The organism is Skermanella mucosa (genome assembly GCF_016765655.2).
Taxonomy (GTDB): domain Bacteria; phylum Pseudomonadota; class Alphaproteobacteria; order Azospirillales; family Azospirillaceae; genus Skermanella; species Skermanella mucosa.
In genome coordinates this window covers 6104201-6127029 of the sequence record NZ_CP086106.1, presented here as the reverse complement: position 1 = coordinate 6127029, position 22829 = coordinate 6104201, and the positions used below count along the sequence as shown (strand labels likewise).

The following is a 22829-nucleotide window of genomic DNA, read 5'->3' as shown; positions in this document are numbered from 1 at the left end:
GTCATATGGTTTGGGGTTTGGAGACGCCATCCGCGCCGTCGTCCAGGCCCGGCTGATCGCCAGGCGATCGATCGGAATGCGGCGACGGCCCGGCATAGGGATCGGCGATGCCCATGCCGGCGAGAATGCTGGTTTCCAGTCGTTCCATGCGGTCGGCGTCAGGGTCGGTTTCGTGATCATAACCGAGAAGATGGAGCACGCCATGAATTACAAGGTGCGTCAGATGATCCTCGACCGGTTTTCCCTGCTCGCTTGCTTCGCGCCGCACGGTTTCACAGGCAAGGATCACGTCTCCGATCAGTATAGGCATTCCCGGATGCGCCGCCAAGTCATCATCCGCGTCCCCGGCATCGTCGAGCCCGGCATCGTCGAGTAATGCGAACGAAAGGACGTTGGTCGGCTTGTCCTTGCCGCGGTAGTCCCGGTTGAGGGTCCGGACCATGTCGTCGTCGGCCAGCACGAGGCTCATCTCCGCCGCCGCCGCGGTGCGCAGGACGTCCGGATGCTCGGCCGCCGCGAAGGCGGCTCGGGCCGCCGCCTCGACCCGCCCCTCCGCGTCCGGGACCAGTTCCTCCCAGTCGCCGGCCTCAAGGCTGACCGAGACGTCGAGCGGCGGTCGGACGGGAGCCGTCATCGCCGCCCGTCTTCCCGACGAAAATCCTCTCCGGGCCGGCCGGCCTTGCGCTCGGCGTCGTGCCGGTCGTAGGCGCGGACGATGCGGCCGACCAGCGGGTGGCGGACCACGTCGGCGTCGCCGAAATGGACGAAGCTGACGCCCGGCACGCCGTGCAGGATCTCGATCGCGTCCTTCAGGCCCGACCGGGTGCCCGAGGGCAGGTCGATCTGGCTGGTGTCGCCGGTCACCGCCATGCGCCCGTTCTCGCCCAGGCGGGTTAGGAACATCTTCATCTGCATCGGCGTGGTGTTCTGCGCCTCGTCCAGGATGACATAGGCGTTGGCCAGCGTCCGGCCGCGCATGAAGGCGAGCGGGGCGATCTCGATCTCGCCGTTGCCCAGCCGGCGGGCGACCTGCTCGGCCGGCAGCATGTCGTACAGGGCGTCGTAGAGCGGGCGCAGGTAGGGATCGATCTTCTCCCGCAGGTCGCCGGGCAGGAAGCCCAGCCGCTCGCCCGCCTCGACCGCCGGGCGGGACAGCACGATGCGGTCGACCTGCCCGCTGGTCAGCATGACGACCGCCTGGGCCACGGCCAGATAGGTCTTGCCGGTGCCGGCGGGACCCAGCCCGAAGACCAGTTCGTTCTCCTGCAGCGCCTGGATATAGGCCGCCTGGGTCGGCGACCGCGGCGAGATCGACCGGCGCTTGGTCTTGACGTTGAAGTCGGGCCGGGCGATCGCCTGCATGGCAAGCTCGCGGGCGGCGCCGTCGCCGACGCCGGTCGCCATGCGAAGCGCCGCGTCCACCTCGGCCGAGCCGACCACCATGCCGCGTTTCAGCCGCTCCCAAAGCGCGTCGAGCGCCGCGCGGGCGCTTTCCGACGCGTCGGGCGGACCGGCGATGGTCAGGGTATTGCCGCGGCTGATCAGCGAGACGCCGAGCTGGGTCTCGATCCGGGCGAGATGGCTGTCATGCTCGCCATAGAGCAGCGGCAGCAGCCGGTTGTCGTCGAAGGCCAAGTCGATGCGACGGTCGGGGGACCCCGTCAAGCAGTTGCCTCCCAGGCTGGGGGGTTGGAAAAATCCACGGGCGGCGTCGAAGCCTCCGGGCCGGAAACCGTCACGCCGTCCGCCAGCACCAGATCGCCGGCGAGGCTGTTGGCGTGGGCGGCGTCGATACGGACATCAACCACCGTTCCGGCCAGACGTTGCGGTGCCGCCACCGGGACGGACTGCATGAAGGGGCTGCGCCCCATCAGCTGGCCCGGCCGCTTGCCGGCGCGGTCCAGCAATACCGGCAGGACGCGGCCGACGCAGGCCTGGTTGAAGGCGACCTGCTGGGCGTTGAGCAGCTGCTGGAGCGCCGCCAGCCGCTCGTTCTTCACGGTCTCCGGCACCTGGGCGTCGCCCAGGCCGGCGGCCGGGGTGCCGGGCCGTGCGCTGTACTTGAACGAATAGGCCTGGGCGTAGCCGATATCGGTGACCAGCCGCAGCGTGTCCGCGAAGTCGGCGTCGCGCTCGCCGGGGAAACCCACGATGAAGTCGGACGACAGGGCGAGGTCCGGCCGGGCCGCGCGCATCCGGTCGATCAGCCGGCGGTAGTCGTCGGCGGTGTGCTTGCGGTTCATGGCGGCCAGGATGCGGTCCGACCCGCTCTGCACCGGCAGGTGGACGAACGGCATCAGCTGCGGCACCTCGCCGTGGGCGGCGATCAGGTCGTCGTCCATGTCGCGCGGATGGGACGTGGTGTAGCGGATGCGCTCCACGCCGTCGATCTCGGCCAGCTCGCGGATCAGCCGGCCGAGCCCCCAGGTGCCGCCCGCCGGGCCGTCGCCGTGGTAGGCGTTGACGTTCTGGCCGAGCAGGGTGATCTCGCGGGTGCCGGTCGCGGCCATGCGCCGCGCCTCGGCGACGATCTGGGCCGCGGGACGCGAGTACTCCGCGCCCCGGGTGTAGGGGACCACGCAGAAGGTGCAGAACTTGTCGCAGCCCTCCTGCACGGACAGGAAGGCCGAGACGCCGGCGTCGGCGCTCTCGCCCGGCAGGAAGTCGAACTTGCTCTCCACCGGGAAATCGGTGTTCAGCACCCGCTCGCCGGCGGCGCGGCTGGCGCGGGCGACCATCTCGGGCAACTGATGGTAGGTCTGGGGGCCGAACACCATGTCGACGAATGGTGCCCGCGCCATGATCTCCTCGCCCTCCGCCTGGGCGACGCAGCCGGCGACGGCGATGATCATGCGGCGCCCGTCCTCGTCGGTCGCCTGCCGGTTCTTCTCCAGGCGCAGGCGGCCCAGCTCGGAGAAGACCTTCTCCGAAGCCTTCTCGCGGATGTGGCAGGTGTTCAGGATGACCATGTCGGCCCCCTCGGGGACCTCGACCGGCCGATACCCCAGCGGCGCCAGGACGTCGGCCATGCGGGCGCTGTCATAGACGTTCATCTGACAGCCCCAGGTCTTGATGAACAGTTTCTTCTTGGTCAAAAGCTGAACCCTGGAAAACCCGTTGCGGTCGGCGCGTCCGGTGCGGCGACGCGGCCTTGCATCAATGCATATGGTCGCTCCGGGCGCTTTTCACCCGTGCGTCGGCCGGAAAATAGCACCGGGGAGGGAGGGGGAGTCAACGACTCGGTATCGAGGGCCAGGGTGCCGGCTGGCGGCGGGGGCCTTGGGGCCGGGCAGGTCGATGGATCACGGATGCACACGGGTAGGCACGGATGGACACGGAACCGACATGCGCCGCGGCTTGATTGGGGGCGAGGATTTTCCGAACGCTATCCGTGTTTATCCGTGCCTACCCGTGTGCATCCGTGATCCCTCCCCTCCGCGGTGCGGAGGCCTATGATGATATGCATCCGCTCCGGATTCCTGGCATTCTATCACGGGCGACATCCGGGGAGAGGAGCGGCGCATGGCTGGGGGCGAGGGCATCTTCGTGGGCAAGGGGGAGGAAAGCCAAGTCCTCCCGCTCAAGTATGCGAACCGGCACGGGCTGATCGCCGGGGCGACCGGGACCGGCAAGACGGTGTCGCTCCAGGTGCTGGCGGAGGGGTTCTCCCGGGCGGGCGTGCCGGTCTTCCTGGCCGACGTCAAGGGCGACCTCGCCGGTATCAGCCAGCCTGGCGGCGGCAATCCCAAGGTTGCCGAGCGGGCGGCGCTCCTGGGCATCGCGGACCCTGCGTCGGACGGCTGCCCGACGGTGTTGTGGGACCTGTTCGGCGAGCAGGGGCATCCGATCCGGGCGACCGTCTCCGAGATGGGGCCGCTGCTGCTGGCCCGCCTGCTGGAGCTGAACGACGTCCAGGAAGGCGTGCTCAACCTCACCTTCAAGGTCGCCGACGACGAGGGCCTGCTGCTGCTCGACCTGAAGGACCTGCGGGCGATGCTGGCCCATGTCGCCGACAATGCCGCGACGTTTGCGCCGCGCTACGGCACCGTCAGCAAGGCGTCGGTCGGCGCGATCCAGCGCCAGTTGCTGGTGCTGGAGCAGCAGGGTGCCGAGAGCTTCTTCGGCGAGCCGGCGCTGGAACTGGCCGACCTGATGCGGGTGGCGCCGGACGGGCGCGGCACCGTCAACCTGCTGGCCGCCGACAAGCTGATGCGCTCGCCCCGCCTCTACGCGACCTTCCTGCTGTGGCTGCTGTCGGAGCTGTTCGAGGAACTGCCCGAGGCCGGCGACCTGCCCAAGCCCAAGCTGGTGTTCTTCTTCGACGAGGCGCATCTGCTGTTCGACGACGCGCCCAAGGCCCTGGTGGACAAGGTCGAGCAGGTGGTCCGCCTGATCCGCTCCAAGGGGGTGGGCGTCTATTTCATCACCCAGAACCCGCTCGACATCCCGGAGGACGTGCTGGGACAGCTCGGCAACCGGGTCCAACACGCGCTGCGCGCCTTCACCCCGCGCGACCAGCGGGCGGTGCGCGCCGCCGCCGAGACCTTCCGGGCCAACCCGAAATTCAGCGCCGCGACGGCGATCCAGGAACTGGCGGTCGGCGAGGCGCTGGTCTCGCTGCTGGAGGCCAAGGGCGTCCCGTCGGTGGTCGACCGGGTGATGATGGCGCCGCCCGGCTGCCGCCTGGGGCCGATCGGCGCCGCCGAGCGGGCCGACCTGCTGGCCCGCAGCCCGGTCAAGGGCCGCTACGACCACCCGATCGACCGCCATTCCGCCTACGAGCACCTGCGCGAAAGGGCGGAAAAGCCGGCGATCGAGCCCGCGAAAGCCCAGAAGCCCGCGGGACGCCAGCCGCGCGCCGCCGCGCCGCGCCAGTCCCCGGGGGAGGCGATGGTCAACAGCGCGCTGCGCAGCCTCGGAACGCAGTTGGGCCGGCAGATCGCGCGGGGTATCCTGGGCGCCATCATGAAGCGCTGACCGGCCGGAGCCTGTTTCCGGAGCCGGGGCGCTTCGACCGGCGGGACGGGAGCGGATCTTGGTGGGACGGCGGGGCGGGATCTTCTCCTGGTGCCTCTATGACTGGGCCATGTCGGCCTACAATACGGTCATCGGCACCTTCATCTTCAGCGTGTACTTCACCCGCGCGGTGGCGGAATCGGAGGTGGCGGGCACCGCCCAATGGGGCAGGGCGGTCGCCGTCTCCGGGCTGGCGGTCGCCGTGCTGAGCCCGGTGCTGGGCGCCATCGCAGACCGGGGCGGGCGGCGCAAGCCCTGGCTGGCCCTGTTCACGGCCCTGACCGTCGCGGGGACGGCGCTGATGTGGTTCGTCACGCCGGAGCCGTCCTCCGTCGTGCCGGCGCTGGTGCTGGTGGCCTTGACCGGCGTCACTTTCGAACTGGCCAACGTCTTCTACAACGCCATGCTGCCGTCTCTGGCCCCGCCGGGCCATACCGGCCGGGTGTCCGGCTGGGGCTGGGGCCTGGGCTATGTCGGCGGGCTGGGCTGCTTGGTGCTGTCGCTGTTCGGGCTGGTGCAGGCGGAAACGCCGCTGTTCGGCCTTCTGGGGACGGCGGAGCAGGCGAACGTCCGGGCGACGGCCCTGCTGGTGGCGCTGTGGTACGGCGTCTTCGCCCTGCCGCTGTTCCTGCTGACGCCGGACCGGCCGTCCACCGGCGTGCCGCTCGGGACGGCGGTGCGGGAAGGCTTGGCGACGCTGGTGGACACCCTGCGCCAGATCCGCCGCTATGCCAACATCGCCCGCTGGCTGGTCGCCAGCGCGCTCTATCGCGACGGGCTGAACACGCTGTTCGCGTTCGGCGGCATCTATGCCGCAGGGACCTTCGGCATGGGGTTCGACCAGATCGTGATGTTCGCCATCGCGCTGAACGTCACCTCGGCCGCCGGGGCCTTCGGCTTCGCCTGGATCGACGACTGGATCGGGCCGAAGCGGACCATAGCCTGGTGCCTGGGGGGTCTGATCGGATTCGGCATTCCGCTGCTGTTCGCCGAATCGCAGACGGCCTTCTGGGTGCTGGCGCTCGGGCTGGGGATCTTCGTCGGGCCGGCGCAGGCGGCCGGGCGGTCGATGATGGCCCGCCTGTCGCCGCCGGGGATGGAAACGGAGATGTTCGGCCTGTACGCGCTATCCGGGAGGGCTGTCTCCTTCGTGGGGCCGCTTCTCCTCGCGTGGGCCACGGAATCCTTCGAAAGTCAACGGGCCGGAATGGCAACCATCGTGCTATTGCTCGCGTTGGGTCTGGTGCTGTTGTTTGCGGTGCGGGAGGAACGAAGGGTCTGATCGGCCGGGGTTCCGACCGGAAGAAAGATCGGCCTATTGCCGCATCCGGCAGGGATCGATGACATTTTTAATTTATGACGCGCATCATGATCGATAATGTCCCAGGATCGCGCACCGGAGAATGAAAATGCTGAGCTACCACGACCTCGAGGATTTCATGGGCATCGACGCGGCGCTCGACGAGAACGAGGGAACCGCGGCCGGGGGCAAGGGCCGGATTTCGCCGGGCCGGATCTCATCGGGCTTGGCAGGCGACGCCGAGGACGATCCGGCCGAGCGCGAATTGGACTGACCGGAACGGATGCCGCCCGCTATGCCGGCCGGCGCAGGTGCGGGGTGACCCGCCATTCGGCATAGCGGATCAGGCGGGTGATCAGGAAGTTGATCAGCAGGTAGATCGCGCCCGCCACGATGAAGACCTCGAACACCGCGAAGGTCTGGGAGATGATCCGGCGCGCGATGCCGGTGATCTCCAGCAGGGTGATGGTGCTGGCGAGCGAGCTGGCCTTGACCATCAGGATGACCTCGTTGCCGTAGGCGGGCAGCGCTTGGCGGACCGCGATCGGCGCCACGACCCGGCGGAACACCAGGAAGCGGGAGAAGCCGCAGGCCCGCGCCGCCTCGATCTGGCCGTGGGGCACGGACTGGATGCCGCCGCGGATCATCTCGCTGGTATAGGCCGCCGTGTTGAGCGTCAGCGCCAGGATGCCGCACCAGTAGGGCTCGCGCAGGATCTCCCAGAAGATGCTGGCGCGGACCGCCTGGAACTGGCCAAGCCCGTAATAGATCAGGAAGATCTGGACCAGCAGCGGCGTGCCCCGGAAGACGAACACATAGGTCCCGGCGATCGCGGACAGGACGCGGTTGGCCGACAGCCGCATCCAGGCGACGCCCGAAGCCAGCACGAAGCCGAACAGAAGCGCCAGACCGACCAGCTGGAGCGTCACCGGAACGCCGGCCAGCAGCGTCGGCACGGCACTCCACATCACCGACAGGTTCATGGTCTCAGGCCCGCCTTACGCCGCGGTTGGAATAGCGCTCGGCCCGGTCGAACGCGACGGTCGAGAGCGAGGTCAGAACCAGGTACAGCGCCGCCGCGACCGTGTAGAACAGGAACGGGTCGCGGGTGACGCCGGCCGCGACCTGGGCGGAGCGCATCAGCTCCGCCAGGGCCGTGACCGAGATCAGCGCCGTGTCCTTCAGGGTGAGCTGCCAGACATTGCCGAGGCCGGGCAGGGCGTAGCGCAAGGTCTGGGGCAGCAGGATGCGGAAGAAGATCTGGCTCCTGCGCATCCCCACGGCGCGCCCGGCCTCGATCTGGCCGAACGGCACCGCCTGGATGGCGCCCCGGATCACCTCCGTCGAATAGGCGCCGGAGATCAGCCCGACCGACAGCACGCCGATGGTGAAGGCGTTGACCTCGATATAGTCGGTGTAGCCGAACACCGCGGCGACGGCCATGATCGCGTTGCCGGTGCCGAAGAACAGCAGGTATATGACCAGCAGCTCGGGCACGCCGCGCACCACCGTAGTGTAGACCTCGGCGATGCCGCGGGCGACGATGCCGCCGTTCAGCTTGGCGGTGGCGCCCAGCGCGCCGAACACCTGGCCCAGCGCGAACGAGCACAGCGCCACCGCCAGCGTCATCAGCGTGCCGCGGACCAGCTCGTCGCCCCAGCCGGTGTCGCCCCAGGCGAGCAGGTCAAGCATGGCGCGGGATCCGGCTTCCGGTCACCCCCGGGCCCTTACTTGATCGAAGTGTCGTAGCCGAACCACTCCGTCGTCAGCCTGGTGATGGTGCCGTCGGCGGTCGCCTCCTTGATCGCCTTGTCCAGCTTGGCCTGGAGCTCGGTGTCGGCCTTGCGCACGCCGGCGCCGACGCCCTCGCCCAGGACGCCGCGCGAGAAGGCGGGGCCGAACTTGGTGATGTCCTTGTTCTGGTCGCCGGCCTTGATCAGGCCCTCGATCGCTGAGCGGTCGGCGACGATGGCGTCGATCCGGCCGGACACCAGGTCGAGGCCGAGATTGTCCACCTTGTCGTAGGTCCGGACCTCGACTCCGGGCATCAGCTGTTCCAGCATGTTCTGCTGGATCGTGGAGACCTGGACCCCGACGGTCTTGCCGTCGACGACGGCCGCGGTCTGGTCTATCAGCTTCTGCTCGTCCGGGCTGATCTCGGCCATGTCCACGGCCGTGGTCGGCAGGTTCTGGTCGAGCAGCGGGCTGCCCTTCATGGCGGCGAAGACGGTCGGCTCGGTGGCGTAGGGGCCGGCGAACGAGATCACCTGCTTGCGCTCGTCGGTGATCGACATGCCGGCCATGATCACGTCGTATTTCCGCGACTGGAGCCCGGGGATGATGCCGTCCCAGTCCTGGGCCATCACTTCGCAGGTGGCGCCGATCCGCTTGCACAGCTCGGCCGCCAGGTCGATCTCGAACCCGATCAGCTTGCCCGAGGCGTCCATGCCGTTCCAGGGGAGGTAGGCGCCTTCGGTGGCGATCCGCACCTTGGTCTGCGCCTGGGCCTGCGGGACGCCGGCGGCGGCGATCAGGATCATGCCGGTTGCGATGGCTGCGAGGGTCTTCTTCAAGATACGGTCTCTCCTGTTCATCGACTTGTCGTCGCTGTTCCGTTGGTATTTTCTAGTTGGCGGTATTTTTTGTCGGCGGTCTTTTTCATCGATCAGAGATTGCGCGCCAGGAACTGGCGGCAGCGCTCGGACTGGGGATCGACCAGCACCTGGCCGGGCGGTCCCCGTTCCTCGATGCGGCCCTGGTGCAGGAAGATGACCTCGCTCGACACCTCGCGGGCGAAGCCCATCTCGTGCGTCACGACGATCATGGTCATGCCCTCGTCGGCGAGCTGGCGCATCACGCGCAGCACCTCGCCGACCAGCTCGGGGTCCAGGGCCGAGGTCGGCTCGTCGAACAGCATCACCTTGGGCTGCATGGCCAATGCCCGGGCGATGGCGACGCGCTGCTGCTGCCCGCCGGAGAGATGGCTGGGATAGGCTTTGGACTTTGCTTCCAGCCCGACCTTCTCGAGCAGCGCCTCGGCCCGGGCGATCGCCTCGGCCTTCGGGACGCCCAGGACATGGACCGGCGCCTCGATCACGTTCTGGAGCACGGTCATGTGGCTCCACAGGTTGAAGCCCTGGAACACCATGCCGAGCCGGGACCGGATGCGGTCGACCTGGCGGGGGTCGGCCGGCACCGCATGGTGGCGGCCCTGCTTCATGCGGATCAGCTCGCCGTTGACCCAGACGCGGCCCTCGTCGGGCGTCTCCAGCAGGTTGATGCAGCGCAGGAAGGTGCTCTTGCCGGAGCCGCTCGACCCGATCATGGAGATCACGTCGCCTTCGTGGGCGACCAGCGAGACGCCCTTCAGCACCTCGAGCTGCCCGAACCGCTTGTGGAGATCTTCGACGACGATGGCCGCCCCGGGATCGGGGCTGGGGATCTGGTTGGCTGGCGGCGGCTGTGACAGGCCCATGCTTCCGATCTGACTGCTACCGATATGACCGCAACAGGCTATCCGGGCAGCCGCTGCGGCGCAAATCCGATTTTCCAAATCACTCCAATTTGAGGCGAAGCCGCGCCGCCGGTCCGCTTCTTCTTGAGAATCGCAGGTCGGGAACGATCACGAGGCGGCTCAGCCGCCCTGCTTCAGGCGCTCAAGGAGCGATTGGACCTCGGCATGCTCCGGCGAGCCGGGCCGGAGCTGGGTCAGCAGCCGGCCCCAGAGCTGGGAGGCCTCGGCGGTGTTGGCGGCGCGGGCGGCGTCCAGGCCGACGAAATAGAGCGCCTGCGGGTTGTCGGGCTGGATCTTCAGCACGTCGCGCAGCACCGCCACGGCGGGGGCGGGCGGGGTGTCCTGGTCGCCGCCCGAGGCGATCAGGGCGTCGGCATAGGCGGTCAGCAGGTCGACCCGGCCCGGCGCGGCCTTTACCCCGGACGCCAGGGCCTCGGTCGCCTTGTCCCGCTCGCCCAGCACCCTGTAGGCGCGGCCCAGGCGGAGCCAGCCGTCGGCGTCGTTAGGGTTGTCCTGCAGGCGCTTGGCGAGGCCGTCCACCATGCTCCGGATCATGGCGTCGCGCTGTTCAGGAGCCATGTCCGCGGCGTCGGCCATCTGCTCGCGCGTCGGGCCGGGGGCGGTCCGGGGGGCGGGCGCCGCCTGGGCCTGGGAGGGCGGCAGCGGCTGGGGCATCACCGTGGCGACATCGACGCCGAGCTGGCCGGCGGTATCGGTGATTCGCTGGCGCACCGTGGCGAGCCAAGGCGCGTCGGCCGGGCTCTCCGCCGCCAGGGCGACCCAGCGGTCGAGCGCGCCGCGCAGGTCGCCGGCCTGGGCGCGGGCGAGCGCCAGATAGTAGCGGGCGCGGGCGTCCTTCGGGTCGGCCTGGAGCACGGCGTCGAAGGTGCGGACCGCCTCCTCGGGCACCACGCCCTGGTTGGCCGCGGTCATGGCTTCCGCGTAGGAGGACAGGATGCCGGTGTCCTTGCCCTGGCTGACGCCGACGGCGTTCCGGTAGGCCTCGGCGCTGTCCTCGAACCGGCCCATGCGGGTATAGGTCTGGGCGATCAGCAGCCAGCCCTGGAGGTCGCCGGGCTCGTCCTTCAGGTGCTGCTCCAGCTTGGCGATGGCCTGCATCACCTCGCCCGGCGGGCCGCCGTTCGGCGGGGCTTCACGGGAAGCGAAGGGCTGGGCCGGCAGGTCGGGATGGCCGGTCGGGATATAGACGGCCAGCGCCCCCAGCGGGATCAGGGCGCACAGCGCCAGCGCCATCGCGCGGCTGCCCCGGCCGGATGGCGCGGCGCCGGAGGCGGCTTCGCGCTCGCCCTCGTCCGCGACGGCCAGCATGCGGCGGCCGATCTCGGTGCGGGCGGCCTGGGCCTGCCGCTCGTCGATGACGCCGCGGGAAAGGTCCCGGTCCAGTTCCGCCAGCTGATCGCGGTAGACTTCCATGTCGTAGGGCGCGCGGCCGGCGGCCGACTGCCGGGCGCGCAGCAGCGGGGTGAGGACCAGGGCGGTCACGGCCGCCGTCATCAGGGCGGCGACGATCCAGAACAGCATGGTATCAGGTATCCTCGCGCAGCAGCCGGTCCAGCCGCTGGCGTTCCTCGGGTGTCAGCGGGGCGGCGGTCTCGCCGCCGGCCACGGCGCGCTGGCGGCCGCGCAGGAACAGCGCCGCACCGATCCCTCCCAGCAGCAGCACGACCGCCGGGCCGATCCACAGCACATAGGTGCTGGCCTTGAAGGGCGGGCGGAGCAGCACGTAGTCGCCGTAGCGCGCGGTGACGTATTCCAGGACTCCGGAATTGTCGTCGCCCGCCACCAGACGCTGGCGGACCAGCACCCGCAGGTCGCGGGCGAGCGGCGCGTTGCTGTCGTCGATCGACTGGTTCTGGCAGACCAGGCAGCGCAGTTCCTTGCTGATCTCGCGCGCCCGGGCCTCCATCGCCGGGTCCTTCAGGACCTCGTCGGGCTGGACCGCCAGGGCGGGCAGGGCCAGGGAAAGGGACAGGAGGAGGGCGGCGAGGCTGGTCCGAAGGTGCGCCCTCATCCCTGGAGCTCCCTGATCAGCGGCAGGATCGTCCGTTCGACCTCGTCAGGCATCACGGGACCCACGACCTTGTAGCGGATGCGGCCCTCGGCATCGATCACGTAGGTCTCCGGCACGCCGTAGACGCCCCAGTCGATGGACACCGTGCCGTCCTGGTCGGCGCCGATGGCGGCATAGGGGTTGCCGCCCTGGTTCAGCCAGCGGACCGCGTCCTCCGGCTTATCCTTGTAGTTGATCGCCTTGACGGTGACGCCCTGCTCGCGGGCGAGGCGCATCAGCACGGGATGCTCGACCCGGCAGGGCACGCACCAGGAGGCGAACACGTTGACCAGCTGGACCTGGCCCTTCAGGTCGGAGGTCGCCAGGCCCTTGCCGTCGTTCAGGAGCGGCGGCAGGGCGAACTCCGGCACCGGCTTGTCGATCAGGGCCGACGGCACGACCGAGGGATCGCGGGTCAGGCCTACGGCGAAGTACCCGGCCAGGACCACGAACAGGACCAGCGGCAGGATATAGATCAGGCGGCGCATCTCTGGATTTCCTGTGCGGGCGGTCTATTCGGCAGGTTGGGGCACGGGCGGCCGGTTCCGCCGGCGTTCCGGCACGCCGATCCGGAAGCGTCGGTCGCTGAGGGAGACGCAGCCCCCCACCACCATGACAACGCAGCCGATCCAGATCCACGGGACCAGCGGGTGATGGTACAGGCGGGTGGCGTAGCCGCCGGTGCCTTCCTGCTCCTGCCCCAGCACGACATAGAGGTCGGACACCCAGTTGGTCCGGATCGCGGCCTCGGTGGTCGACATCCGGGCCACCGGGAACCAACGCTCCTCCGGGTGCAGCGTCGCGATCACCTCGCCGTCGCGGATCACCGTGAAGGTGGCCGACTTGGCCATGTAGTTGGCGATCTGCTGCTGGTGGACCTCGTCGAACCGGATGTCGTAGCCGGCGATCTGCGCCGTGTCGCCCGGCCGCATCAGCTGGATGCGCTCGGTCATCCAGGCCGCCGACCCGGTCATGCCGGCGATCGCGATGCCCATGCCGGCATGGGCGATGGTCATGCCCCAGCTCGACCGCGGCAGCCCCTTGGCGCGGCGCCAGCTTTCCCCGAGGGGCGCGCGGAACAGCCTGATCCGGTCGGCCAATTCGACGATGGCGCCGAAGAAGGCCCAGGCCGCCAGCGCTACGCCAAGCAGCGCCAGCACCGGCCCGCCCTGGTAGGCGTAGAGGGCGCCCAGCACGCAGATCACGGTCAGCAGGGCCGCAAACTTCAGCCGGGCCAGCGCGCCGGCCAAGTCGGCGCGCTTCCACGCCAGCAGCGGCCCGACCGACATGACGGCGACCAGCGGCACCATCAGCGGGATGAACGTGGAGTTGAAGAAGGGCGGCCCGACCGAGACCTTGCCGGCGCCGATCGCGTCCAGGAACAGCGGGTAGAGGGTGCCCAGGAACACGGTCGCGGTCGCGGTGGACAGCAGCAGGTTGTTCAGCACCAGCGAGCCTTCCCGGCTCACCGGGGCGAACAGCCCGCCCATCTTCATGGACGGCGCGCGGATCGCGTAGAGCAGCAGCGCCCCCGCCGTGGCGATCACCAGCAGCACCAGGATGAAGACACCGCGGGCGGGATCGACCGCGAAGGCGTGGACCGAGGTCAGCACGCCCGACCGGACCAGGAAGGTGCCGATCAGCGACAGGGCGAAGGTCAGGATGGCGAGCAGGATGGTCCAGCTCTTCAGCGCGTCGCGCTTCTCCACCACGATGGCGGAGTGCAGCAGCGCGGTGCCGGCCAGCCAGGGCATGAAGGAGGCGTTCTCGACCGGGTCCCAGAACCACCAGCCGCCCCAGCCCAGCTCGTAATAGGCCCACCACGACCCCAGCGCGATGCCGAGAGTCAGGCCGGCCCAGGCGGCCAGCGTCCAGGGCCGCACCCAGCGCGCCCAGGCGGGATCGACCCTGCCCTCGATCAGGGCGGCCACGGCGAAGGAGAAGGCCATGGAGAAGCCGACATAGCCGAAATACAGGAACGGCGGATGGAAGGCGAGGCCGGGGTCCTGGAGCAGCGGATTGAGGTCGTTGCCGTCGAGCGGCGCCGGATCGATCCGGATGAAGGGATTGCTGGTCGCCAGGATGAACAGCAGGAACCCGACGCCGATCATGGCCTGGACCGACAGCACCCGCGCCTTCAGCGTCGGCGGCAGGTTGCGGCCGAACACGGCGACGGCACCGCCGAACAGGGCCAGGATCAGCACCCACAGGACCATCGAGCCCTCGTGGTTGCCCCAGACGCCCGACACCTTGTAGAGCATCGGCTTCATGGAGTGGCTGTTCTCGACCACGTTCAGCACGCTGAAGTCGGACACCACGTAGGCGTAGGTCAGCGCCAGGAAGCTGACCAGGATCATGGCGAACTGGCCGATCGCGGCCGGCTTCGCCACGTCCATCCAGGCGGTGTCGCCGCGCGCGGCGCCGACCAGCGGCAAGGTCGCCTGGACAAGCGCCAGGAACAGCGCCAGGACCAGGGCGTAATGGCCGAGTTCGGGGATCACGGCGCTACTCCTTGGCGGCGGGAGTCAGGGGACCGGTCGCGGATGCCGGCACGGGGGCTTCCAGCGACTTGGTCGCGTGCTGGGGGGCGCCGGCGCGGGTCAGGGCGTCGGCCACCTCGGGCGGCATGTAGTTCTCGTCGTGCTTGGCCAGCACCTCGCGCGCCACGAAGACGCCGTCGGGACGCAGCCGCCCCTCGGCGACGACGCCCTGCCCCTCGCGGAACAGGTCGGGCACGATGCCGGCATAGGTGACGGGGACGGACCGGGCGGTGTCGGTGACCCGGAATTCCATGGTCAGGCCGTCGGGCAGGCGCTTGACGCTGTTCTCCTCGACCAGCCCGCCCAGGCGGAAGCTGCGGTCGCCGACCTGCTGGGCCGCCAGGTCGGACGGGCTGTAGAAGAAGACCAGGTTGTCCTCGAACGCGGTCAGCGCCAGCGCGGTCGCGGTGCCCAGCCCGAGCAGGGCCAGGCCCAGCATGTAGAGGCGGCGTTTCTTGCGGGTCATCCCTCGTGTCCTTCCGCGGCGGGCAGTCCTGACGGCGTGGCGGCCGATGGGGCGGGAGCCGCGGGGGCGGGCGCGCCGTCGCGGCGGTTGCGCCGCCGCGGGCGGCTCGTCTCCAGGGTCTTCAGCAGCGCCTCGTGGCGGCGGAGGCCGCGCAGGCTGGCGACCAGCATGCCCACGAGGAAGACGGCCGCGACCCCGTAGGCCGGCCAGACATAGGCGGCATAGCCGCCCATCGAAAAGAACTCAGCCATGATCCCGCCAGTTGATCCCTCGCCGGGCGCTCTCCAGGGCACCCTTGACCGCCTTCATGCTTACCCGTTCTCCCACCAAGCCGTCATCTCACCAGAATGCGCCGATTGAAAGGCAAATCCGTCTTGCCGGTCCATTGCCCATCTGGTCCGAGCCCATTTGGTCCGAATTGTCCGGACTGACACAGGGTCGCGACGCCATGACGCAGGGCGAAGCGGATCTTCGCCGCCTTCCGGGACCATCCGGCACTATGACAGCGGGCAGGGCGGCAGACAAGCGGGGGAGCGGCGCCTGTGACAATCGCGCGGTGCCGGAGCCGCCGCCGGCTCTGACCGATAGACTTAACCACGAAGGTTTAATACCCTGGAGAAAGAACCGGTCGCCGCTCAACCGCACCGGGCTGTCCTTCCGAAGGGAAACCGCGGATGTCCCAAGCCTTCCTGTCCCGTCTCCTGGCCCCCGTCCTCTCGCGCCTGTCCGGCGCCCCCGCGCTGGTCCTGTGCGGCCTGCTCGCGGCGGGGCCGGCCCTCGCGGCGCCCGCCTGCACGGCGGCCCGGCCGACCCCGCTGGTGCCGACCGACGGCGCCCTGTGCGCCTCGCTGGCCGAGGCGGTGCGCAAGCCGGGCGCCCTGCCGCTCGACCAGTACGAGACGAAGCTGGGGGACTACCTGCGCAATTTCTGCCACCGGGATACGGCGGCCGGGTGGGTGCGGGACAAGCGGGTGCGCGACACCGGCCCCTATACCGCCAGCCTCCAGGACGGCAAATGGGTCGGGACCTATGCCGGCACCCATGCGCCGGTGGTGATCTGGTACTCGCCCGAGATGGTGGAGTGGCTGAAGGTCAACCGGCCGTCCGACGAGGCCGCCGCCCCGGCGGACCCGGCGCCGGTCCCCGACGGCGCCATCATGGTCAAGGAGATGTTCCCGGCGCCGGCCGCGGCCTGCGACGGCGTCGACCCGCTCAACCTCCTGCCGACCAGCGGCGCCGCCATCATGGTGCGCGACGCCCAGGCGTCCCACGACGGCTGGTTCTGGGGCTGGTTCGGCTGGAGCGGCTGGGCGCCGGACTGGCCGCCCGGGCCGACCAACCCGCTGGCCAACATGGGCTTCGGCCAGTACTGCCTGAACTGCCACGCTTCGGCCAAGGACGGCTACACCTTCGCCAGCCTGAAGAACATGCTGGGCCAGCCGGGCGAGCCGCTGGTCTTCCTCAGCCAGCATTTCTTCGAGGCCCCGGCGCCCGAGATCCACCACCGGCTGGTCAGCCTGCCGACCGACGACGCGGCGCGGCTGGGCCAGCCGCAGTACGGCTACGATGCCGACATCGCCAGCGGCCTGAAGGTTGCAGGCCTTCCCAAGCCGACCTGGGAGACGGTGTCCAAGATGCCGTCCCAGACCTATGACAGCGTCTGGGTCAAGGCCGGCGGTCCCGGCGCCGCCAGCGAGTTCATCACCTCCGACCAGTGCATGGGCTGCCACGACGCCGGCAGCACCGGCCTGCAGTTCGACATGACCCGCCCGAACCCCCACGGCGCCAAGCTGCTGAACCTGTCGCCCTATGCCACATGGTGGACCTCGCCCATGGGGCTGGCGGGCCGCGACCCGATCTTCTTCGCCCAGCTCGCCAGCGAGACCCAGACCTTCCATCCCGAGAGCGCCGACCTGGTGGAGAACACCTGCCTGGGCTGCCACGGCATCCTGGGCCAGCGGCAGTTCACGGTGGACAAGTTCGCCGAGACCGGCAAGTGCCAGGACTTCCTGCGGTCTTTCGCCAACGCCGTGCCGTTCCCCGCCGGCAACCCGACCGCCGGGCACGCGCCGTACGGCGCGCTGGCGCGCGACGGCGTCTCCTGCACCGCCTGCCACCGCATGGCGCTGGGCGCGGAGGCGACGGCGCAGTTCAAGGACGCGCCGCAGAACGCCTGCATCGCCGAGCGGCAGGCTTTCCTGAACCCGGACAATACCGGCTTCGCCCGGACCTTCACCGGCAGCTTCCTGGTCGGGCGGCCGGACACGATCTTCGGCCCCTTCAAGGACCCCAAGGTCAAGCCGATGGAGCAGGCCCTGGGCAACCGGCCGGAATACCACGCCGCGATCACCAATTCCGAGACCTGCGGCACCTGCCACACGGTCCATCTGCCGGTGCTCGACAAGGGCAAGGTGCTGACCCACGTCTACGAGCAGACCACATATCCGGAATGGGCCTTCAGCGCCTACCGGACCGGGGAGGGCGTGGACGGCAAGCTGCCCGGCGGGCCGGGGGCCACGCCCGCGAGCTGCCAGGACTGCCACATGCCGAGCAAGGACGAGAACGGCAAGCCGTACCGCAGCAAGATCGCGAGCATCCAGGAATATTCCAACTTCCCCCAGGCCGAGAACAACCTGGGACCCGAGGACATCGACCTGCCCGTGCGCGATGGATTCGCCCAGCACACGCTGGTCGGGCTGAACGTCTTCTTCACCAAGATGGCCCAGCAGTTCCCCGACATCCTGGGCATCCGCACCCAGGACCCCATGCTGGTGTCCAAGGGCGTCGATCCGCTGCTTCGGACCGAGCAGGCGATGCTCGACCAGGCCTCCGGCGGCACCGCCGCGATCGCGGTGACGGGGGTGGAGACGGACGGCGGCAACCTCCGGGCGACCGTCGCGGTCACCAGCAGGACCGGCCACAAGCTGCCGTCGGGCGTCGGTTTCCGCCGCGCCTTCATCGAGTTCGACGTGCTCGACGCCAACGGCAACGTGCTGTGGGCCTCGGGCCGGACCAACGGCGCCGGCGTCATCGTGGACGAGGCGGGCAAGCCGGTCGCCGGCGAGCTGTGGTGGAACGACGACTGCTCCGGCCGGGCCAACGCCGGCAGCCTGCCGCACCAGCCGCACTACCAAGTGGTCAGCCGCCAGGACCAGGCACAGATCTACCAGGAGCTGGTGACGGCTCCCCCCACCGACCTGCCGGCGGGGCAGGCCCCCGTCTGCGGCCACGACGTGAAACCGACCGGCGACTTCACCACCAGCTTCCTGTCGATCTGCGCCGACGTGAAGGACAACCGCATCCTGCCCCACGGTTTCCTGGGGCTCGACCAGCGGCGCGCCATCGCCAAGGCGTTGGGCGCCGGCCCTGACCTTGCCGAGGACGTGACTCCCACGGCGGTCGGCGACGATCCCGACTACCGCGACGGCGGCGGCGACACGCTGGTCTATGCCGTACCGCTGGCGGACCTGAAGGGGACGGCCGCCTCGGTCAAGGCGACGCTCTACTATCAGGCGACGCCGCCCTACTACCTCCAGGACCGCTTCTGCACCGCCAAGGGCGCCGACACCGACCGCCTGCTGTTCCTGGCCGGCCACCTGAACCTGGACGGCACCGAGGCACAGGACTGGAAGCTGAAGATGGTGGATAGCGGCGCGGTGCCGGTGGCTGCGGCGGCCCAGGCCGGGAAGTGACGGGGGACGGCTGCTTTCGATCAATCAAGGAGGGGCTTCCCGCGATCCGCGGGGAGCCCCTTTCGCTTTCGATCCGGAAAGGAAGGCGGTTCTTCTGGTCGTCGGCGACAAATCCGGCGGGAGCGGTAAGCGCTTCTACAGGAAATTCATCGACAAGGCGGACCACCGATTTTCCGCCCATTTGGAATCATTGAGAGCTGCGAGGAAGATCGGATCAGATGGGCCGGAGCATTGACCAAGTGATCGCCGAACTTCCGTCCGAGCGGCAGGAACGCATCGAGGCGAAGTACCGGGAACTGAAGCGGGATGTGGAATGCCTGCGCGAGTTGCGCCAGATCGCCGGGAAGGCGCAGGCCGACATCGCGGCCACCCTGAACATCAAGCAGCCATCCGTGTCGAAGATCGAGAAGCAGGCCGACATGTATCTTTCGACCCTCCGCAGTTATGTGGAGGCGGTCGGCGGCGAGCTGGAGCTGATCGTGAAGCTGCCCGACTATCCGGCGGTTCGTCTGCGGGGTTTTGGAGAAGTTCTCGGGGAAACATCGGAGGCGGAAATGGACAAGACGGTAGAGCGCAACGCCCGTCCGGCTTAAGATTTTGTCTTGATGACCGATCACCTGTCGCTTTAGGAATGTCGGCCGTCGTGACTGCGGCGTTCCGTACCGGAAAGCTGGCGAAGTATGGAGGCGGCTCATGAAGATCACGTACGATCCGGCGGCCGACATCCTGTCGGTCGTGCTTCGTGACGCCGTGGTGGTTGAGAGCGACGAGGACAAGCCGGGCATAATCCTCGACTACGACGGAACAGGCGCCCTCGTGGCGTTGGAGATCCTCGACGCATCGAAGAACGCCGAGGGCGTGTCTTCCGTGGAATTCAAGGTCGCTGTCTAAAGCAGTATCCGACCAGTGTTCCGACCGAGACATTTGGCTCCAAGCGTTGGGCCGGCTCTCTCGGCCGGATCAACCTGATCGGGCACTGCTCCAGTGGTCACTTCGTCGGGGAACTCTCATCAGCCCCGATTTGCCGGTTCCGCGAGCATGCCGGCGCAATGGCGTGCCCTTGCCGTGATCGCGTCCGCCAGCAGCCCGGTGAGGGGGTGATCCAGGCCGTCCTCCTGCGCGCGCAGGCGAACCTCCGCCATATGCCCGCTTATCATCCCGGCGAGTTCGGCGACACTGGCCAGGACCCTGTCCGGATCAAGGCCGAGTTCCAAGGCCGATTTCCGCCATTGACGCACACCGGCGTCGCGGAGTCGGTATTCGCCGCCGATCTTCATCGCGAGCTTCAGGCGCTGGGGGTCGAGGTTGCCGTAAGGCAGCGCGCTGGCGATGTCGTAGAGTGGAGCCAGACGGCCGCGCCCGGCTGCGCCGATCAGCAGCGAATAGTTCTTGGCATGGGCATCCGTGCCGGCGATCAGCCAATTGGTCACGACCGGTTCGCCGCGAGATCGTCGAGGAGCCCGTCGATATCGATCGAAGGGATGGCATCGGCCCGCAGCGCCTCGGTCCCGCCGAGCTCGTCGGCGGCATCGACGGAGAGGCCGAGTCCCAGCGCACTCAACGTCCGGAGGACGAGGCCGACCTCGGCGCGCGGCTTGCCTTTCTCGATCTCCACGATCCACTGGCGGCTGACACCGGCTTGGCCGGCAAGTTCCCCCTGGTCCAGACCAAGGCTCCGGCGCCGCTCCCGGATGACCAGTCCGATATCGGTAACGGTGCGAATGAACATCGGTGATTTTCGGTGGATGTCAACGAACGGCGTCATAGTAGGCAAGTCGCCGATCGGCGACAGGTCTGTTCCAGGGGCGATCTCTCAAGGGGAGGTCCCGGACGAGGCGCTCAAGCACGTTCCCCGCTATCCGCCCGCGAGCGCGATGCTGATCGGTCGCCCGGCCATTGCAAGGGAACGCCAAGGGCAGGGTCTGGGCGCCGTCCTGCTCGCCGACGCTGTTCGACGGGCTTATGGCAGCGCCGGAACCGTCGGCTCTTCGATGGTGGTGGCCGATGCCCTCGACGAGAACGCGGCCCGCTCCCGCGCCAGCCATGGCTTCAGCTTTCGACAGCGATAAGTATGACAAGAAAGTGCGGCGCGGAGAAACTCCACGCCGCCAGGAGCTTCTACTTCATGCGCTTCAGGTCGGTGTATTCGCCGTTTACATTCAGCGTCACCGTCACTTCCTTGTCTCCGCGATTACGCCAGAACCAGCCATGGTTGCCATCGAAGGCTGCCAAAAGCGTGCCCTGGTCACTCTCCACCCCGCGCCCTTTTCTGTAGCTGAGCGTTTTATCGGGCGCATCGAAAGGTTCGCCGTGCGTATCGTGATTGACCACTCCCCCTTCGGCTTTCCAGGAATAGTCGGTCCTGGCCCCCTGGCGCATCCTTACCTTGACCTCGGCGGCCTCGCCGGGACGGAGCGTGACAGATGTCTGTTCGGATTTGGCCGTCTGGGCGACGGCGGTCGCGGCGAGTCCCGCTTCGCCGGGAATCGCCGGAACGGGCGGTGCCGCCGCGGCGGTCGACACGACGAGGCCCGCCACCCTTGAAACCAGGGACGAAGCCGGGGAGCCGGATGCGTCTGAACGCCGCTCCGGCGCGGGTATCGCCGGGACCGGGAGTTCCCGTGCGGCCCGCGCGTCCTCCGCAGCCTCCTCGGCGAGGGATGCCTTGATCTCGCCCATTTCGGTCAGGCCGAGCACCTTGCCGACGCCGGTGGGGTCTATGCCGTATTCGGCCGGAAGGACGACCGTGACGAGCAGCACGGCCGCCGCCGCCGCGGCGATCGCCGTGGACCGGAGCAGCTGTCCGGAGGTCGGGAGTTCGGCTGGGGAAGGAATGTTCGCGTTGTACATGGCTCTGGTCCTTGTCAGGAGGCGACGGCCCAGCCGGTCAGCTGATACCCGATCAGCACGAACCCGGCGGACATCATCGCGACGTTGGCTGTGTAGGCGTGGCGCCAGAAGCTTGCGGTGCGGCGCCAATAGCCCATGACGATCAGGATGGCGGCGAGCGCGAGCAGCTGCCCGATCTCGACGCCGACGTTGAAGGCGAGCAGGTTAGGGACCAAGCCGTCCGGCGACACCTCGTACTCGCGGATCTTGGTCGCGAGCCCGAGACCGTGGAACAGGCCGAAAACGAGCGTCGCCGCCTTGGTGTCGGGCTGGAACCCGAACCAGCGCTGGTAGGCGCCGAGATTGTCGAGCGCCTTGTAGACGACCGAGAGGCCGATGATCGCGTCGATCAGGTAGCCGCTGACATTCGTGTCGAAGAGCACTCCGAGCAGCATCGTCGTCGAGTGGCCCAGCGCGAACAGGCTGACGTAGATGCCGATATGCCTGGGGCGGTAGAGGAAGAAGATCACCCCGAACAGGAACAGGAGGTGGTCGTACCCGGTCACCATGTGCTTGGCGCCGAGATAGACGAATGGCAGCAGGTGGATGCCGGTGATCTCCTGGATGTAGCCCTTGTCGCCCTGCGTCACGGCATGGGCTTGCGCATCGAGGCTGGTGAATGCGAGCATCGGGAGAACCGCGGCGAGGCCGAGGAGAGCGGTCCACGGCCGCGCGCACGGAGGGCGCGACCACCCCCCTGGTGAAGGTCCGTTCATCATCGTTTCCGGTTTCCGTGTTGTGGAAGGCCGCGCCCCCGGGGCGACGGCGTGGTCACACGACGGGACCGGAGCGGGGAGGACGTTCCAGGAAGTAGGGCGGAGCACCGCGGGACTCCCGCGGTGGCCCGTCGTGCCATGCGGTATCCCTCGCGCCGGCGAGCTCCGCAACCGCCGTCGCAGGGCTCATCGTCACATGGGAATGGTCGAGCGGATTGTGCCCGTGGACATGCCCGGGCTGGGAATCCTCGTCCAGATCATGGTCATGGCCATGACCTTCATCGTGGTCATGGGTGTGACCTTCACCAGCGTCCAAGTCCGCCGCGGCGGCCAGGAACGCGCCAGGGCCGTGGGACGAGAGGCCGTGGTTCCCGAACGAAAAAATCCCCGCCATCACCGCGGCGGCGATGACAAGGCGAAAACCGTTCATGAGGCAGGCCAACGACATGCGGACCGTTTTCGGTGGAAGCCTGGACACGGTGACCGGATTATGCTGGAAAACGAGCGATCCCGTCCAGCGGCACCGGCCCGTGGTATCGCCTGGTCAATCCGGGGATCTGGAGCTTTCAACGGCGGTGTGGCCGTGTGGCCGTAAAGTGAATAGCGGCCAAGGGTTGAGGATCGG

The 22829-nt window shown here is 68.6% G+C and carries 25 protein-coding genes; 8 read left to right on the top strand and 17 right to left on the bottom strand.

Annotated elements, in window-relative coordinates:
* Window position 1: 1 nt before the first annotated feature.
* The 3 genes from ybeY to miaB are packed head-to-tail and all read right to left on the bottom strand — an operon-like array spanning window position 2 to window position 3053.
* Window positions 2–634 carry an rRNA maturation RNase YbeY gene (gene ybeY / locus JL100_RS28415; RefSeq protein WP_202684486.1) on the bottom strand — a complete coding sequence of 211 codons (633 nt, stop codon included), beginning with the start codon at window positions 632–634 and terminating at the stop codon, window positions 2–4.
* Complete coding sequence (locus tag JL100_RS28410; RefSeq protein ID WP_202684485.1) at window positions 631–1665, bottom strand: PhoH family protein; 1035 nt, start codon at window positions 1663–1665, stop codon at window positions 631–633. The genes ybeY and JL100_RS28410 overlap by 4 nt, the downstream gene beginning before the upstream one ends.
* Window positions 1662–3053: a tRNA (N6-isopentenyl adenosine(37)-C2)-methylthiotransferase MiaB gene (gene miaB / locus JL100_RS28405; RefSeq protein ID WP_202684525.1), complete on the bottom strand. Its 1392-nt coding sequence runs from the start codon at window positions 3051–3053 to the stop codon at window positions 1662–1664. Before miaB ends, JL100_RS28410 begins: the two co-directional genes overlap by 4 nt.
* A gap of 469 nt (window positions 3054–3522) precedes the next feature.
* On the opposite strand from miaB, the gene JL100_RS28400 reads away from it, so the two are divergent.
* From JL100_RS28400 to JL100_RS28390, 3 genes are all read left to right on the top strand, one after another.
* Entirely contained in the window at window positions 3523–4977 is a 1455-nt protein-coding gene (locus JL100_RS28400; protein ID WP_202684484.1) for a helicase HerA-like domain-containing protein, read from the top strand.
* Between the two features lie 61 nt (window positions 4978–5038).
* The gene (locus JL100_RS28395) at window positions 5039–6298 is read left to right on the top strand and encodes an MFS transporter (protein ID WP_323378560.1); all 1260 of its coding nucleotides are present in this window, start codon (window positions 5039–5041) and stop codon (window positions 6296–6298) included.
* 127 nt (window positions 6299–6425) lie between these two features.
* On the top strand, window positions 6426–6590 hold the full coding sequence (locus tag JL100_RS28390; RefSeq protein WP_202684483.1) for a hypothetical protein: 165 nt from the start codon (window positions 6426–6428) through the stop codon (window positions 6588–6590).
* A 19-nt stretch (window positions 6591–6609) separates the two neighbouring features.
* Here the strand turns inward: JL100_RS28390 and JL100_RS28385 are convergent, their stop codons facing one another.
* The 10 genes from JL100_RS28385 to ccmD all read right to left on the bottom strand — a co-directional run bounded on the left by JL100_RS28385 (window position 6610) and on the right by ccmD (window position 15158).
* Window positions 6610–7299, bottom strand: a complete 690-nt coding sequence (locus tag JL100_RS28385) for an ABC transporter permease (RefSeq protein ID WP_202684482.1) — start codon at window positions 7297–7299, stop codon at window positions 6610–6612.
* Window positions 7300–7303: 4 nt separating this feature from the next.
* Entirely contained in the window at window positions 7304–8008 is a 705-nt protein-coding gene (locus JL100_RS28380; RefSeq protein WP_202684481.1) for an ABC transporter permease, read from the bottom strand.
* Between the two features lie 35 nt (window positions 8009–8043).
* On the bottom strand, window positions 8044–8889 hold the full coding sequence (locus JL100_RS28375) for a transporter substrate-binding domain-containing protein (protein WP_202684480.1): 846 nt from the start codon (window positions 8887–8889) through the stop codon (window positions 8044–8046).
* A 92-nt stretch (window positions 8890–8981) separates the two neighbouring features.
* Window positions 8982–9791 (bottom strand): ABC transporter ATP-binding protein, encoded by an 810-nt coding sequence (locus JL100_RS28370; RefSeq protein ID WP_202684479.1) that lies wholly within the window; start codon window positions 9789–9791, stop codon window positions 8982–8984.
* Window positions 9792–9950: 159 nt separating this feature from the next.
* Window positions 9951–11372, bottom strand: a complete 1422-nt coding sequence (gene ccmI, locus JL100_RS28365; protein WP_202684478.1) for a c-type cytochrome biogenesis protein CcmI — start codon at window positions 11370–11372, stop codon at window positions 9951–9953.
* A gap of 4 nt (window positions 11373–11376) precedes the next feature.
* Window positions 11377–11862, bottom strand: coding sequence for a cytochrome c-type biogenesis protein (locus JL100_RS28360; RefSeq protein ID WP_202684477.1), 486 nt, complete (start codon window positions 11860–11862; stop codon window positions 11377–11379).
* The gene (locus tag JL100_RS28355) at window positions 11859–12389 is read right to left on the bottom strand and encodes a DsbE family thiol:disulfide interchange protein (RefSeq protein ID WP_202684476.1); all 531 of its coding nucleotides are present in this window, start codon (window positions 12387–12389) and stop codon (window positions 11859–11861) included. Before JL100_RS28355 ends, JL100_RS28360 begins: the two co-directional genes overlap by 4 nt.
* 24 nt (window positions 12390–12413) lie before the next feature.
* Window positions 12414–14402, bottom strand: a complete 1989-nt coding sequence (locus JL100_RS28350) for a heme lyase CcmF/NrfE family subunit (protein WP_202684475.1) — start codon at window positions 14400–14402, stop codon at window positions 12414–12416.
* A gap of 4 nt (window positions 14403–14406) precedes the next feature.
* Window positions 14407–14907 carry a cytochrome c maturation protein CcmE gene (gene ccmE, locus JL100_RS28345; protein ID WP_202684474.1) on the bottom strand — a complete coding sequence of 167 codons (501 nt, stop codon included), beginning with the start codon at window positions 14905–14907 and terminating at the stop codon, window positions 14407–14409.
* A complete protein-coding gene (gene ccmD / locus JL100_RS28340; RefSeq protein WP_202684473.1) occupies window positions 14904–15158 on the bottom strand; it encodes a heme exporter protein CcmD in 255 nt (84 codons plus the stop codon). The genes ccmE and ccmD overlap by 4 nt, the downstream gene beginning before the upstream one ends.
* Window positions 15159–15581: 423 nt before the next feature.
* Between ccmD and JL100_RS28335 the strand changes: the two genes are divergently transcribed.
* The 3 genes from JL100_RS28335 (at window position 15582) to JL100_RS28320 (ending at window position 19490) form a co-directional block, all read left to right on the top strand.
* Window positions 15582–18599, top strand: a complete 3018-nt coding sequence (locus tag JL100_RS28335) for a hypothetical protein (RefSeq protein WP_202684472.1) — start codon at window positions 15582–15584, stop codon at window positions 18597–18599.
* 239 nt (window positions 18600–18838) lie between these two features.
* Complete coding sequence (locus JL100_RS28325; protein WP_228420953.1) at window positions 18839–19192, top strand: XRE family transcriptional regulator; 354 nt, start codon at window positions 18839–18841, stop codon at window positions 19190–19192.
* 100 nt (window positions 19193–19292) lie between these two features.
* On the top strand, window positions 19293–19490 hold the full coding sequence (locus JL100_RS28320; protein ID WP_202684470.1) for a DUF2283 domain-containing protein: 198 nt from the start codon (window positions 19293–19295) through the stop codon (window positions 19488–19490).
* Window positions 19491–19609: 119 nt separating this feature from the next.
* Here the strand turns inward: JL100_RS28320 and JL100_RS28315 are convergent, their stop codons facing one another.
* A complete protein-coding gene (locus JL100_RS28315) occupies window positions 19610–20029 on the bottom strand; it encodes a HipA domain-containing protein (protein ID WP_202684469.1) in 420 nt (139 codons plus the stop codon).
* Window positions 20026–20328: a helix-turn-helix transcriptional regulator gene (locus JL100_RS28310; protein WP_202684468.1), complete on the bottom strand. Its 303-nt coding sequence runs from the start codon at window positions 20326–20328 to the stop codon at window positions 20026–20028. The genes JL100_RS28315 and JL100_RS28310 overlap by 4 nt, the downstream gene beginning before the upstream one ends.
* Here JL100_RS28310 and JL100_RS28305 point away from each other — a divergent pair.
* Window positions 20321–20668, top strand: coding sequence for a hypothetical protein (locus JL100_RS28305; RefSeq protein WP_202684467.1), 348 nt, complete (start codon window positions 20321–20323; stop codon window positions 20666–20668). The two genes, JL100_RS28310 and JL100_RS28305, sit on opposite strands and share 8 nt — an antisense overlap.
* A gap of 49 nt (window positions 20669–20717) precedes the next feature.
* Here JL100_RS28305 and JL100_RS28300 read toward each other — a convergent pair whose 3' ends face one another.
* Both JL100_RS28300 and JL100_RS28295 read right to left on the bottom strand, forming a co-directional pair.
* On the bottom strand, window positions 20718–21449 hold the full coding sequence (locus JL100_RS28300) for a transmembrane anchor protein (protein WP_202684466.1): 732 nt from the start codon (window positions 21447–21449) through the stop codon (window positions 20718–20720).
* A gap of 14 nt (window positions 21450–21463) precedes the next feature.
* Window positions 21464–22117 (bottom strand): HupE/UreJ family protein, encoded by a 654-nt coding sequence (locus JL100_RS28295; RefSeq protein WP_228420952.1) that lies wholly within the window; start codon window positions 22115–22117, stop codon window positions 21464–21466.
* A gap of 283 nt (window positions 22118–22400) precedes the next feature.
* Here JL100_RS28295 and JL100_RS28290 point away from each other — a divergent pair, with 283 nt between their 5' ends.
* The gene (locus JL100_RS28290; protein ID WP_202684464.1) at window positions 22401–22799 is read left to right on the top strand and encodes a hypothetical protein; all 399 of its coding nucleotides are present in this window, start codon (window positions 22401–22403) and stop codon (window positions 22797–22799) included.
* Window positions 22800–22829: the final 30 nt, after the last annotated feature.

Bases quoted from the DNA above. Each gene is read 5' to 3' on its own strand.
- JL100_RS28360 (WP_202684477.1), bottom strand. From the start codon at position 11,862: ATGAGGGCGCACCTTCGGACCAGCCTCGCCGCCCTCCTCCTGTCCCTT.
- JL100_RS28385 (WP_202684482.1), bottom strand. From the start codon at position 7,299: ATGAACCTGTCGGTGATGTGGAGTGCCGTGCCGACGCTGCTGGCCGGC.
- JL100_RS28295 (WP_228420952.1), bottom strand. From the start codon at position 22,117: ATGCTCGCATTCACCAGCCTCGATGCGCAAGCCCATGCCGTGACGCAG.
- JL100_RS28310 (WP_202684468.1), bottom strand. From the start codon at position 20,328: ATGTTCATTCGCACCGTTACCGATATCGGACTGGTCATCCGGGAGCGG.
- JL100_RS28320 (WP_202684470.1), top strand. From the start codon at position 19,293: ATGAAGATCACGTACGATCCGGCGGCCGACATCCTGTCGGTCGTGCTT.
- JL100_RS28380 (WP_202684481.1), bottom strand. From the start codon at position 8,008: ATGCTTGACCTGCTCGCCTGGGGCGACACCGGCTGGGGCGACGAGCTG.
- ybeY (WP_202684486.1), bottom strand. From the start codon at position 634: ATGACGGCTCCCGTCCGACCGCCGCTCGACGTCTCGGTCAGCCTTGAG.
- JL100_RS28370 (WP_202684479.1), bottom strand. From the start codon at position 9,791: ATGGGCCTGTCACAGCCGCCGCCAGCCAACCAGATCCCCAGCCCCGAT.
- JL100_RS28290 (WP_202684464.1), top strand. From the start codon at position 22,401: ATGGGAATGGTCGAGCGGATTGTGCCCGTGGACATGCCCGGGCTGGGA.
- JL100_RS28390 (WP_202684483.1), top strand. From the start codon at position 6,426: ATGCTGAGCTACCACGACCTCGAGGATTTCATGGGCATCGACGCGGCG.
- ccmI (WP_202684478.1), bottom strand. From the start codon at position 11,372: ATGCTGTTCTGGATCGTCGCCGCCCTGATGACGGCGGCCGTGACCGCC.
- miaB (WP_202684525.1), bottom strand. From the start codon at position 3,053: ATGAACGTCTATGACAGCGCCCGCATGGCCGACGTCCTGGCGCCGCTG.
- ccmD (WP_202684473.1), bottom strand. From the start codon at position 15,158: ATGGCTGAGTTCTTTTCGATGGGCGGCTATGCCGCCTATGTCTGGCCG.
- JL100_RS28400 (WP_202684484.1), top strand. From the start codon at position 3,523: ATGGCTGGGGGCGAGGGCATCTTCGTGGGCAAGGGGGAGGAAAGCCAA.
- JL100_RS28305 (WP_202684467.1), top strand. From the start codon at position 20,321: ATGAACATCGGTGATTTTCGGTGGATGTCAACGAACGGCGTCATAGTA.
- JL100_RS28335 (WP_202684472.1), top strand. From the start codon at position 15,582: ATGTCCCAAGCCTTCCTGTCCCGTCTCCTGGCCCCCGTCCTCTCGCGC.
- ccmE (WP_202684474.1), bottom strand. From the start codon at position 14,907: ATGACCCGCAAGAAACGCCGCCTCTACATGCTGGGCCTGGCCCTGCTC.
- JL100_RS28300 (WP_202684466.1), bottom strand. From the start codon at position 21,449: ATGTACAACGCGAACATTCCTTCCCCAGCCGAACTCCCGACCTCCGGA.
- JL100_RS28355 (WP_202684476.1), bottom strand. From the start codon at position 12,389: ATGCGCCGCCTGATCTATATCCTGCCGCTGGTCCTGTTCGTGGTCCTG.